At 33.6% G+C, this 13105-nt stretch carries 9 protein-coding genes and 1 other annotated feature; of the genes, 3 read left to right on the forward strand and 6 right to left on the reverse strand.

Going from position 1 to position 13105, the window contains the following annotated elements; all coding sequences use genetic code 11:
• Positions 1 to 37 precede the first annotated feature (37 nt).
• The 6 genes from BN4220_RS02330 to BN4220_RS02355 all read right to left on the reverse strand — a co-directional run bounded on the left by BN4220_RS02330 (position 38) and on the right by BN4220_RS02355 (position 9374).
• Positions 38 to 2500 (reverse strand): COG1361 S-layer family protein, encoded by a 2463-nt coding sequence (locus BN4220_RS02330; RefSeq protein ID WP_066713056.1) that lies wholly within the window; start codon positions 2498 to 2500, stop codon positions 38 to 40.
• Between the two features lie 18 nt (positions 2501 to 2518).
• Positions 2519 to 3496 (reverse strand): ABC transporter ATP-binding protein, encoded by a 978-nt coding sequence (locus BN4220_RS20660; protein ID WP_347477046.1) that lies wholly within the window; start codon positions 3494 to 3496, stop codon positions 2519 to 2521.
• 240 nt (positions 3497 to 3736) lie between these two features.
• Positions 3737 to 4366, reverse strand: a complete 630-nt coding sequence (locus BN4220_RS02340; protein ID WP_066713058.1) for a cytidylate kinase-like family protein — start codon at positions 4364 to 4366, stop codon at positions 3737 to 3739.
• A gap of 136 nt (positions 4367 to 4502) precedes the next feature.
• Positions 4503 to 7220 (reverse strand): transglutaminase domain-containing protein, encoded by a 2718-nt coding sequence (locus BN4220_RS02345; RefSeq protein WP_066713061.1) that lies wholly within the window; start codon positions 7218 to 7220, stop codon positions 4503 to 4505.
• 14 nt (positions 7221 to 7234) lie between these two features.
• Complete coding sequence (locus BN4220_RS02350; RefSeq protein WP_066713064.1) at positions 7235 to 8410, reverse strand: DUF58 domain-containing protein; 1176 nt, start codon at positions 8408 to 8410, stop codon at positions 7235 to 7237.
• A 16-nt stretch (positions 8411 to 8426) separates the two neighbouring features.
• Complete coding sequence (locus tag BN4220_RS02355; RefSeq protein WP_066713066.1) at positions 8427 to 9374, reverse strand: AAA family ATPase; 948 nt, start codon at positions 9372 to 9374, stop codon at positions 8427 to 8429.
• A 229-nt stretch (positions 9375 to 9603) separates the two neighbouring features.
• Positions 9604 to 9878 (reverse strand) — a binding site (T-box leader).
• A gap of 589 nt (positions 9879 to 10467) precedes the next feature.
• On the opposite strand from BN4220_RS02355, the gene BN4220_RS02360 reads away from it, so the two are divergent.
• The 3 genes from BN4220_RS02360 (at position 10468) to BN4220_RS02370 (ending at position 13045) form a co-directional block, all read left to right on the forward strand.
• Positions 10468 to 11034, forward strand: coding sequence for a manganese efflux pump MntP (locus BN4220_RS02360; RefSeq protein WP_066713068.1), 567 nt, complete (start codon positions 10468 to 10470; stop codon positions 11032 to 11034).
• Positions 11035 to 11339: 305 nt separating this feature from the next.
• A complete protein-coding gene (gene amt, locus BN4220_RS02365) occupies positions 11340 to 12707 on the forward strand; it encodes an ammonium transporter (protein WP_082811989.1) in 1368 nt (455 codons plus the stop codon).
• Positions 12704 to 13045, forward strand: a complete 342-nt coding sequence (locus tag BN4220_RS02370) for a P-II family nitrogen regulator (protein ID WP_066713070.1) — start codon at positions 12704 to 12706, stop codon at positions 13043 to 13045. The genes amt and BN4220_RS02370 overlap by 4 nt, the downstream gene beginning before the upstream one ends.
• Positions 13046 to 13105: the final 60 nt, after the last annotated feature.

Raw genomic sequence — 13105 nt, forward strand, 5'->3', positions numbered from 1 at the left:
CTTTTAAGAAAAAATATTTAATTTAAGGTCCTATCATTTATAATTTTTCTTCTGCCTTCTCCATCTTACGTTTGTGCATCTTAATGATTATAATACGAACTACAGGTACGACTACACAAACGATAGCTACTTGAATAAGAATGAATGCCCATAATGGCACGATATCTTTTTTAGCAACTACTACATCGCCGCCATTCACTGGTAAATCATCACCGCCATTAAAGTCTGGATCTGGCATCATTTGTCCTTGTATATATGTCTCAGGCATTTCTTTATTCACAGTAACTTCTTCCCCATTACTATCTTCGAAGTGAATAACAATTGTCCCTTTTGCCATTCCTTCAACCAATGGAATTAAACTTACTTCAATAAACTCAGAGTTTCCAGCTTCCATAGATCCTTGTATATACTTTTCACCAGTATCTAATTGATAATCTCCTTCAAAAGTAAAATACACATTACTTAATGTTGATTTTCCCATATTATAAAATTCAAAACTAACACTTGTTGCTTGATTTACCGTTGGTACGTCATAGGAACCGATGGCAATATTCTCAATTACAGGTCTCGCATTTTCAACCGCTTGTAATCGTAAAACATTTTCTTCTTTCACTCCACCAGCTTCTTCATCAACCTTTGACATATCATCGTATTCATATTCTACTGAAATATTAAGTTCATAAGCTCCTGTTGCTGTATCAGCCTTTACTTTCATTGGCATTGTACTTGTAACTGTTTCTCCTGGTTTAATCTGCTCAATATAAAAGCTGTTTGTTCCCTTACTTGCAGAGAATACATTATCTTTTTGAGAGATTGTTACCTTAATGTTTCTTGCTGATTTAGAAGAGTGTGTATTCTTTAAATCAAATGTAAAATTAAACTCTGAACCCGCACGTAATTCTTCTGGATCTGTGCTAGAATCACTTACTATTAACTTAGGTTTGCTATTACCACTATTTGTTATGTTTAATATGTAAACTGTAGTTTCAAGGCTTTGTGCCTTTCCGCTGCTATCTTTAAAAGTACTACCGAGTTTTAATTGATTTAATCCCTCGGATGCTCCATTTGCGATTTTAAATTGTAAGGAAACACTTTTCTTTTCACCTGCAGTAAGTTTACCTATATTCACTTCTGGTTCAGGTGTAACAGGCTCTATCCCCGTACCAGCCGCCAAATCTTTCGGTCCAACTTTAACATCCGTTACTGTTTTGTTTCCCTTATTCTGTATCATAAAAGATAAAGTTACCGTATCTCCAACCTTAGGTTCAGAAGGACTTTGAGTAACGTTTGATATTTCAACTTCACTTGTGGTTTCTTCTGCATCTGGTTGCACTACAGTAATATAGTACTTAGAAACTACGGAGTGACTCTCTCCTGCACTATCAACAAAATCTACTTGAACAGCTATTTCATTTAATCCGGCTTTTGCTGTCTTTGATACTACAAGTGGTACCTTAAATTCTGCATTTTTTCCAGCTGCAATATCATTTACGCTAATTCCATCAGACTTAAAGCTTGCTATGATACCACTTTCAACACCTAATCCACTAGGAACTGTTATCTTTATTTTTTTAGCCGCTTGTTTTCCGATGTTTTCTATCGTACCACTTAAATCTATTTCTGAACCTGCTAAAACTTCTTTATTTAACGCAGTGCTTCCTAGAACTAAGCTGGCATCATCTGTGGAGGCGACACTTGTGGCCTTAATATTAACATAGATATTTTTTTCTACGGAACTTTCCACACCATCTGCATCTTTATATGTAATTTTAGCTGTTAAGGTAATAAAACCTTCCTTCGCAGTTGGAAGAACCTTAATAGGAAGGGTCATTTTTTGTTTTCCGCCTGCTTTTAAGTCACCAACTTTAATGTTATCTACCGCATAACCTGGTGCTAAACCAGTTTCAGCATAGTTTATTGTTAGGTATGTATTTAATGCACCAATTTGGCCTTCATTGCTTATATCAAAGTTAAGATCAAAGGTATTTCCTACAGCAGCACTTCCCTCATCATATTGAATATTACTTATTGCAATTTGTGTAGGATTTTTCTCAAATGGAACACGAATACTTAGTTTATGTTCTTCTGTTATTTGTGTAACTGTTTCCTCCAAATAATCATAAGTAAACTTGATTCCTAAATCATAATTACCGATTTTTGCACTATCCTTCATATATACATCAAACTCAACATAAGTGTAGTCAGAATTACCAATTAATGAAGTATCCTGATCATGTTGTGTGAGTTTAACATTACTTGTTGTAAACGGAGCTTTGTCATCATATGTCGTTACAACAATCGGATTATATGCATAGCTACTCACCGCCATAAATGGTACTTTTACATGTACTGTAGCACCTGGCTCAGCTTCTATTACTCTTGAATATTTACTATCGATTAAAAGATTGGCGGTATCTGCCTTTGCTACATTTACCCCACTAAGGCCCGTTAGTATTAATGCAAGTGCAAGCAATAATGCAAAGATTCTTTTTCTTTTCATTCTTTTACCCTCTTCTTTCTACACGTTTTCCTCAGGACTCTGAGGTAATTCTTCTTTGTTTTTGCTTTCATTTGTATTTGCAGCTGTAATTATAGATTCCTCATCCGTTACAGCTATATCTGCTTTTTCATCCATAGCATTGCTATTTGCAATGCTATTTGCAATGCCATTAGTACTGTTATCATCGGTGTCAACAGTTATACTATTATCTATACTAATAGTACTTGTATCACCATTGGCATCGATATTAATATCGCTATCAACATCACTATTATCTATATCTTCCATAGATACTTCGTGGACAATTTCAATGCTTTGAATCTTACCATCTAAAATATGTATAATTTTATCAGCAAACTCTGCCAAACGTTTATCATGTGTAACCATTACAATTGTCTGATGGTTATCCCTTGCCATGTCCTTAATCAATTCCATAACTTCCATCGTAGTTTTCGTATCCAAATTTCCTGTTGGCTCATCTGCAAACACAATTTCTGGCTTAGAAACAAACGCTCTTGCGATACCAACTCTTTGTTGCTGACCACCACTCATTTCTTTTGGCTTATGCTTAAGTCTAGTACCTAATCCAACTTTTACTAACATATCCTTTGCCATCTTTTTTCTTCGCTTTAGTGGAACTCTTTTAAAGACCAATGGAAATTCAACATTCTCAAGTGCCGTCATAGAGTTTATTAGATTATATGATTGAAATACAAAACCTAAATATTTCTGTCTAAACTTAGCAAGTTTATTCTCATTCATTTTATGAATGTTACGGCCTTTTATAATGATTTCACCTGCTGAGGCCTTTTCAATCCCTGCCATTAGGTTTAGTAATGTAGATTTACCGGAGCCTGAAGTACCAAGTAGACAACAAAATTCACCTTTATTAATTTCAAAACTTACGTCATCTACCGCACTTATGCGCTCTGAGCCCATGCGATATATCTTTTTCACATGTCGTACTTCAATTATAGGTTTAACCTCATTTTTCACCCTCACACCCTCTTTCCAACCTTTATTGATTAAACGCAAACCAAGTATATACTAACTTAAAAATGTTAAATTAATGATAAATTATTCTTAATTTTTCCTTACGTTTTGTACAAATTACCAGCTACTTTTCCAATAAGCGCTAAAAAGGTTGTCTTAATACACTAACTCCTTAGAAGAATAAATCTAAAACATACTCTTCCTTGAAAAAATGTATTAAGACAACCTAATAATTTATTACGTTTATTTAGTCAAATTATTTGTGTCACTTTCAACGAACATCTTAATCAGATCGACGCAATTATCAATTCCTATGGAATTGCTTTGTAATGCCAATTGATAATTTTCAATTCTTCCCCACTTTTCACTTGCATGATAGTTATAGTAGTTCGCTCTTCTTTTGTCAATTTTTGCTATTTGCTCTTCCGCTTTATTTGGTGATAAATTATCTGTACGAATTGCTCGTTCAACTCTAAACTTCATATCTGCCCAAATGAATACATTCACTACATTTGGTACATCTCTTAAAACATAGTTTGCACAACGTCCTACAATAACACATGGTCCTTCTGCTGCAACCTTACGTATTACATCCGACTGTGCTAAATAAATTCTATCATCAAGTGATAGATGTGAAAATCCAAGATCTTGATTACCATAAGAATTCATACCCATTGCTATGGAATATAATAAACTATTTGTTGCTTTATTTTCTGCATTTTCAAAAGCTGCTTCAGCAAATCCACTTTCTTTTGCTGCTCTAGTTATTAGCTCCTTATCATAGAATGGTATATTCAACTTTGCTGCCAGCTTTGCACCAATTTCTCTGCCGCCACTGCCATATTGCCTGCTGATAGTAATTATTTTATTCATATCAGTACCTCCATTCTTATGACCCACGGTAACAACAATTGATTTTCAAAAGTAACAAAACCCGTTACCAGCTTGTCACTGCGAGTCTTTTATATAAATAATTATATCACAGAATTTAGAAAAAATGAATAACTATTTATAGAATATTCCAGTATTTAATATAGAATTGACGTATTTTTTTAAACTGTTTGTAAAATGACTCTCTAAATTCGATAAAATACGACAATATCTCTTCAAATTCTTCCTTAGTAATTCTTTGATTCGAAAAGCGAGCTTTTAATAATAATGCTAAGACCTTTTCATACCCCTCTGGCAATGACTCATATTCATCTTTCAACCGTTCAAAAAACTGTTCATAAGTTTCGCTCTCCATTTTTTGAAACTTTAGAATCTTTAACATCTTTTCAATTTGACTGTATAAATACAGCGCTGATTCATTACGATGAAATGCATCATAACTATTTTTTTCTCTAAAATACCGTAATACCAGATAACGTAACCAACAAAGGCTTAGTAATAACAAGACCATACATAAGATAAAGATAATGTCTTTTAAAATGCTCGTACCAAATTTATCGTATTCTCCCGAGTTTGCTCCCCCAGTTATACTTGGGTTTGGACTAACTTCAGATTCTGTCGGATTAATACCTGTGGTTGGTGTTGGAGCATTGGTTGCTGTAACCTCTGGTTTTTCCGTTGGCTTTGGTGTATTCGTTGGCAAAGGTGTCGGCGATGGTATATTGGAAACTTCATTTTGTATCGTATTATTTATTGAATTTATTCCATTCATTGAGTAGCCGGCAGTTACTTCAATTGGCAACCAGCCAACACCATCCATATAAACTTCTACCCAAGCATGTGCATTGGTATCATGGATCTCAACGGTTCTATTCCTCGTCTGATACAGCCTTTCGTTTCCGTTGTTGTCATACATTTGAAAAGACGTAATATCTCCAGCTCTCCCATGATTAATATCATTTTCCGTAACAATATAACCCTCCACATATCTAGCAGGCACTCCATAATATCGTAAAAGCATAACAGCTGCAGATGCATAATGAGCGCAATATCCTCTTCTCGAATCAAATAAGAAATATTCAATGTAATCTTGACCTTTGGGAAGTGCTCCTGGTGATAATGTATATGAGGTAGTATTCGATAAATAACTTGTTACCATATTAACAACTCTAATCATAGAATCGGTATCATATGCTTTTGGCACGCCCAGCTCAATCTTCGTAAGTCTTTGAAATTTATCTACTGGAATACCTACATATGTTTCATATACAAATTTTCTATAGTTTTCTTCAAATTCTAAAAATTGTGAATACCTATAATCATCTTGAATGGAGATATAATCCTGTAAATTCTTGAATTTATAGAGATTATCAGCTAGAGTGTCCACCATTGTTAATTTATAATATGAATAATTATAAAATGATTTATTTCTCATTGGTTTCGCATATAAATCAGAAATTGATAAAAAATCTCCCGTTGGTAACTCCCCTAGAAAATAAGGTGCATACATAAAATTTTCATTTGCATTCACATAGTCAATGTCTAAAGTAAAACGCTTTAATAAACCAAATGGATTTGCATCAGCACCCTCTAATTTGTTCGTCGAAAATGATATTACACCATTAAGGAATAAGTTTAAGTACTCATTACTTAAATTTTCTCCAGTAAAAGCTCCACCACCATAAGTTTCTACAATGGATCTATATTTCTTTTCTGCATCCCTATTTAAATCCTCCCATGATGTTCCTGTATAGGTGGCACCTGCAAATCCCTTTAAATATAAACTGCCCGATTCTGCAGGCATCGTTAATTTAAACACCGTCTTATTTGTAAATTCCACCTTAGGCGTCGCTGATAATTTACCTCCTGACAAGCCTCCACCCATTGTTCCAGTACCTTTAAAAGCACCTTCATTATTAAATAAATTTAACTGTTCAAATTTTTTACTTACATCATTGACGAAATCTTCAAAAGAAAAATTCATAAGTGTTGATTGTATATTGATTTTTGTTTCTGTAAAGTCAACATATTTGCTATATGTTTTTGGAGAAAACAAAATTAAAATAACAATTGTAATTATGCCTAAAAGCCCTCCTACTACAGCACCAACTTTTAATCGTACAATTTGCTTATATTCAACTTTAGTATCCTTCATTGATGTCTCGTGACGCTTTGGTTCAATCTTTTTACGAAATGCCCGGATATCCATTGCAAATATAGTATAAACAAATAGTATATACATTACTAAAGCATAAGGATTCGGTATTACACCAACGAAAAATCCAGACAACACAAAAAGAAGAGATACAAAGATATATACACTTTTTCTCTTCTCTCTTACAATTAATAAAGAGAGTAAAATTCCAAGAAGTTGCATAATAACAATAAGTAAAAGGGTTAAACAAAGTACCTTTGAAAGCTCAGTTTTATATTTTACTACTGACATATTAAAATAATAATTTAACTTATCAATGATTGCATTCTCTAGATGATAAAATCCATTTAGTAAGTATGCTTTATATTTAATGATTAGATAAATAATTACAACTGCAGTAATTGGTATCGAATATTTTAAGTATTGATAAAAATAAAAGATAAACCAATAGAAAACAGTTGTAGCTATGCTAGCTAATATAATTACATCTTTCATATAGCTTAAATCAAAACTACTGGCAAAACATATGATTGGTGTGTAGATTCCAAGCCAAACAAGAAATAACTGTAAGATATAAAACCAAGTAAAGTCCTTGTAATTTGTAACAGATGTTACCTTAATACTTTTCCCCAGTGAGATACTATCGATTTGAAATTTTTGTTTTTTATTTTTCTTTCCCATGATCTCACCGTCCTTTACGAGTGGAATAACTCGTCTGGATTTATGAAATTAAAACCAGTACTTGTAATCCAGTTATGCTCTACACTCTCAGTAAGTTGTGACTCTTTTGAAATCGCTATGATATGACACCAGGCATTTCTTTTGCAAGCTTCTAGCTCTTGTAAGGCAATCTCTGTTAGCACTGGTGTAACATAAAAGATGTTTGTATATCCTTCTTTTTCAAATTCTGCAGCATGAAAACGAACAACCGCATCAGAAAATACATATAATTTACTTTGAAATATATATGAGAATGTTTCATACAAATCCTCTTCCTTCTCGATTTTACTTCTCTTACATATTCCATCATAATTGTCATACCACGCGATAAAATGTTGTTGTTTACTTAATATCATGGAAAAAGATAAGGACAGTACAGCTTGAAGAGCAGCATCCACCTCTTTTAGCGTATTTTTATTATTTGCACAAAGTTCAAGCAAAATCACCACGGAACAATCAATTGGAAGTCCAAACTCTTTTACCATAAGTGCATCTTCCTTTAAGCTTAACTTCCAATGGATGTGATTCATTCGATCTCCTTCTTTATATTCATGAATTGAAAAAATTTCAGAGGAATCATCACCACTTTTTATTGTGGAATAAATATCACTTTGCAATAAAACATTTGGATTCTCCCAAACTAACTTTCCTTCAATTATATAAAACTCCGGTATAATTGAAATCGTAAGTTCCTTAGATATCTGTTTTTTAAATGAAAATATATTCAAATAGTCATATAAGCGTATGGTTTCCACAGCAAACGTTATATTTCCACAATACATACTGGAAAAATGTACTGTTAGCTTTTGTTCATTGCTTGCATCAACGAAACTAGTTAAGTTTTCTTTTTTTGTAGCCTCCTCATAGTGATGGCCATATTTTGTCTTTACAACTAGCCTTGCCACTGGAAATATTGTGGGATTTTTAATTAATATCTCAACTTCTATTTCTTTATTTTTCTTTTCAATTTTCGATGCACTAGCCACAGAAACTTGTAATTTACTCCTTACGTACCACGCAATTGCTGCCAACACAACCGGAAATAACACTGCAACCAAAAAAATAAGGCTCATTACATAAGAATCATAAAGAATTGACAGGAACCCCAAAATAATGAGCAGTAGTAAATAAATTATCTTCCGTCGTAACATAATTTCACCCTTACTCCTATTTTAGAATCAATCTTGGAGCAGGTACCTGTTCCAAAATGTTGTCAATTAAATCATATATGGTTACATGATTCACCCTCGCTTTTGGCTGTAATATCATACGGTGTGCTGTAACATCCTTAAATACACTAGCTACGTCATCTGGTATTACATAACTTCTTCCTTTTAAAAACGCATTTGCTTTTGCCATACTAGTTAATGCTAAGGTGCCTCTTGGGCTTACGCCAAGTGCTATTAATTCCTGTTCTCTTGTTGCTAAAACAAGTTTTGCTATATACTCATAAACAGCATCGTGCACATATATATTATCCACCATTTCTTGAATAAATAATAACTCTTCTCTACTAACAACACCATTGACGTTAGAAAGGGGCTCATTTGCTTGTCGTCCCTTTAATATTTCAATTTCACTTAAAATATCTGGATACCCCATACTAAGTCTTACCATAAAACGATCCAACTGCGATTCAGGTAGCATTTGCGTTCCTACCGAGCCAATGGGATTTTGTGTTGCAATGACGGTAAATGGTTTTGGAATTTCCATCGTAACACTATCTACCGTCACTTTTCCTTCCTCCATTACTTCTAGCAGCGCTGATTGTGTCTTTGAGGAAGTTCGATTGATTTCATCTGCTAAAAACATATTACATATAATACTGCCAGGTTTATATACGGGATCTCCACCATCTTTGCTATACATATGAAATCCAACAACATCGGATGGAAGAACATCCGGTGTAAATTGCAAACGATGATATTCTAGCTCCATTGCTTTAGAAAATGCTAGTGCTAGGGTCGTTTTACCAACTCCAGGAATATCTTCAATTAATATATGCCCCTTTGCAAGAATTGCGGTCAATACTTTATGAATAACTTCATCCTTACCTATCACTACTTTTTTTATTTCTTGTTTAATTAAATTCGCTTTTGCAACATGCTGTTCCATAATTACCTCTTTTCCGCTCAATCCTTCTCATCTATTTAAATCTAGTTATCTTCATCTCATTAGTATCTGTTTCTTTCTAGATAAATATACCTTATTTAGGATAAAATGACAAGTTTTTCATAATTATAGAAGGCATGTTGCATAATTAAAATCGAGACTAAAATTAAGCTTCTTCATTTAAGAATTGCGTTGTAAAAAAGGGTATAAAAAAACACCTCCTACAATAAATTGTAGGGGCGAGAATATTCGCGGTACCACCCTATTTTATTAATATGTCACCATATTAACCTCATCAAGTACAAATCATACTCTAGTTCTGTAACGGGAACACACGTCATAGCATCACCTACCTGCGCTTTAAGAAATATCATTCATTAATTGGCCGATAAGATCCGTATGCTGCTCCAAGACTTGTTTCATAAAAGCATCCATTATTCCCTCTCAGCATCCAGGAATTTCTCTGTAAATTTCTTCTTTTATTACTCTTCTCTTCATCGCATTTCATAATTTTTCACATTATAATTCAATTTACTATATTTGTCAACCAGTTAAATCACTTATTCAATAATAAACCTAAAGCAGCATTACTTTTTTTAATATAAAGCAGCATTACTTTTTTAAAGCTAATGCATCATTACCTATTTAACTGTAAAACGCTCATAACTTAGTCTTCTATGCTCTTTAAGCAACTGGAACAACTCACAGCTTATAAATGCTTTTACTTTCATCAACACTCTAATATATAAATAAAAGAAAAATGGAACCATTATCGTTACATCCTTTCTATATATGTTTGTTTTAAAGTATTACCATTTTTCTTTTTTCTACATACAAATTATGAGTTTTATTATACAAATACATCAACTATACTTTATTTTTCCATTTGAATCATTCTGTTGACAACAATTCATCAATACGCTATAATCGTAATACAAATAAGGGAGTAGTTAGCACTCTGAGTGTAATAAAGTCAACATAATGATACGAAATTTCTATCTGGCTTTATTTTAAATAGCGAGACTTATCTGTGGTACGCCACAGATAGGTCTTTTTTTATGTCTGCACTAAAATTAAATACGAAAGGGAAATTATTATGAGTTCTTTGGAATTATTTATTTTAGCAATTGGCCTATCGATGGATGCTTTTGCTGTTGCGGTCTGTAAGGGCCTATCTATGAAAAAATTTAGTTTAAAGAAAGCTGGAATTGTTGGTTTGTACTTCGGCTTTTTACAAGCATTTATGCCTTTGATTGGCTTTCTTCTTGGGGTTAATTTCCGTGAAAAAATTGAATCCGTAGACCACTGGATTGCATTTATTCTATTACTTTTAATTGGTGGTAATATGATAAAAGAATCCTTTAGTAAAGATAACGAGACATCAAATGATTCCGTATCTTTTTCTAATATGATAGTTCTTGCAATTGCAACAAGCATTGATGCATTAGCCGTTGGTATCACTTTTGCATGCCTAACAGTAAATGTTCCAATCGCTGTGGCCTTCATTGGCGTTATAACATTTTCCTTATCTACACTTGGGGTAAAAATCGGGAATGTTTTTGGTGCAGTTTACAAATCAAAAGCTGAATTTGCCGGTGGTTTTATCTTAATTTTATTAGGCAGTAAAATACTATTAGAGCATTTAGGATTTCTATCTTTTTAAACCTTATATGAAGCATTGGTATATTGAACATAAGATGACGATACATTAAAGCTGTGTTAAGATTTCGCTAATTTTTACATTTATTGGTTGATTTTTTTGGGATAGTGAAATATGATAGCATAAGTTAAGTAAAAGACAAAAACAAAGGCGTTCAGAATTTTTTCTGTACGCCTTCTTTTTTGTTTAAAATTCACCTTTGTGTGACTCTATCTTACTTAGCATAAAATAAAATAACCTAATACAACAAAGACGTGTAGATATTATCTACGCGTCTATTTTGTTATTAGGGCAAGGGAGGATCATTTATGGATTTTAAAGTAACAGTGGACACCTTATGGGTAATTTTAGCGGCAATGCTTGTGTTTTTTATGAATTTAGGGTTTGCCGCAGTGGAAAGTGGCTTTGCAAGAGCAAAAAACACAGTAAATATCTTATCGAAAAACTTTATTGTATTTGCTGTATCATCCTTAGGCTACCTTCTCTTAGGTTGGGGACTCATGTACGGCGATGGAAATGGTTTTGTAGGATTAAAAGGATTATTTATGTTATCTGGCGCTGATAATTCACCAGCTGTTGGTGAAGCATACGAGGGTGTTTATTCTGCAATCTCATGGACTGGAATTCCATTCTATGCAAAATTTTTCTTTCAATTAGTATTCTGTGGAACAGCAGCCACAATTGTATCGGGGGCCGTTGCAGAGCGTATTAAGTATATTTCCTTTATTGTGTTCTCATTTTTCCTCACCTTAATCATTTACCCAATCGTGGGTCACTGGATCTGGGGTGGTGGATTCTTATCAAAACTTGGTATGTTTGATTTTGCAGGATGTAGCGTTGTGCACTCCGTAGGTGGATGGGCAGCCCTTGCTGGAGTATTAGTTCTTGGTCCTAGAGTTGGCAAATATACTAAAGACGGAAAGATAAATCCAATCCCTGGTCATAATTTAAGCCTTGCAACTATAGGATTATTTATACTTTGGTTAGGCTGGTTTGGATTTAATCCTGGTTCTACAATGGAAGCAAATCCTGCCTCAATCTCACATATCTTAATGACAACGAACACCTCTGCTATCGTTGCTGTTCTTACCTCAACTGCAACTGCTTGGATTGTTATTGGCAAACCAGATTTAGGTATGACGATTAATGGATGTCTTGCTGGTTTAGTAGGTATTACTGCTTCCTGTGCTTATGTTAGCGTTACAAGTTCCATTATTATTGGAGCAATCTGTGGAATCTTAGTTGTATTTGCAGTTATTTTAATTGATCGTGCTAAGATTGACGATCCAGTTGGTGCGATAGCTGTCCACTTAGTAAATGGTATCCTTGGAACTATTTTTGTTGGTCTCTTTGCAGAGGATGGTATTACAGGCGTAGCTACAGGCAATGGTTTATTTTACGGCGGAGGATTCGAACTTTTAGGAAAACAGCTACTCGGGATTATTTGTGTTGGTGCTTTTGTATTTACAGCATCATTAATTACATGGATTATTATTAAAAAAACTATTGGTCTTAGAGTTCCATTACATGAGGAGATAGAAGGTCTTGATATGAATGAACATGGTAATCAAGCTTACCCTGAATTTTTGACTAGAAAACCATCATACACACTTATTATGCAAGACTATCAATATGATAATAAAAAGCAAAATAACGAGGAGGGTAAAAAGCAATGAAACATATCAAAGCAATCATCCAACCAGACAGATTAAATGCAGTACGACAAGCATTAGAGCAAACAGAAAGTTATCGTGGAATTATCGTTACAGATGTTATGGGGCAGGGGAATCAAAAAGGTATTATTCAAGCTTGGCGTGGTGAAAAATTTCAAATGGATTTAATTCCAAAAGTTATGATTGATTTGGTTATAAAAGATACAGAGCTTGAGAAGGTTAAAAATATAATATTGAATGCAGCCAGATCAGGAGAAATTGGTGACGGTAAAATATTTGTTTATCAAGTTGAAGAAGTTATAAGGATACGCACCGGTGAAAAAGGAGAAGATGCCTTATAGTAATTCATAAAAAGGCTGTTGTCATATAGTTATTTAAAGTATTTAATAACTATATGGCAA

It is taken from the genome of Clostridium sp. Marseille-P299 (assembly GCF_900078195.1).
GTDB lineage: Bacteria > Bacillota > Clostridia > Lachnospirales > Lachnospiraceae > Lachnoclostridium.

What these genes read in the sequence shown, in the direction of transcription:
- BN4220_RS02345 (WP_066713061.1), bottom strand. Translation starts at nt 7,220, where the DNA reads ATGGGAAAGAAAAATAAAAAACAAAAATTTCAAATCGATAGTATCTCA.
- amt (WP_082811989.1), top strand. Translation starts at nt 11,340, where the DNA reads ATGGATTTTAAAGTAACAGTGGACACCTTATGGGTAATTTTAGCGGCA.
- BN4220_RS02370 (WP_066713070.1), top strand. Translation starts at nt 12,704, where the DNA reads ATGAAACATATCAAAGCAATCATCCAACCAGACAGATTAAATGCAGTA.
- BN4220_RS02350 (WP_066713064.1), bottom strand. Translation starts at nt 8,410, where the DNA reads ATGTTACGACGGAAGATAATTTATTTACTACTGCTCATTATTTTGGGG.
- BN4220_RS02340 (WP_066713058.1), bottom strand. Translation starts at nt 4,366, where the DNA reads ATGAATAAAATAATTACTATCAGCAGGCAATATGGCAGTGGCGGCAGA.
- BN4220_RS02330 (WP_066713056.1), bottom strand. Translation starts at nt 2,500, where the DNA reads ATGAAAAGAAAAAGAATCTTTGCATTATTGCTTGCACTTGCATTAATA.
- BN4220_RS02355 (WP_066713066.1), bottom strand. Translation starts at nt 9,374, where the DNA reads ATGGAACAGCATGTTGCAAAAGCGAATTTAATTAAACAAGAAATAAAA.
- BN4220_RS02360 (WP_066713068.1), top strand. Translation starts at nt 10,468, where the DNA reads ATGAGTTCTTTGGAATTATTTATTTTAGCAATTGGCCTATCGATGGAT.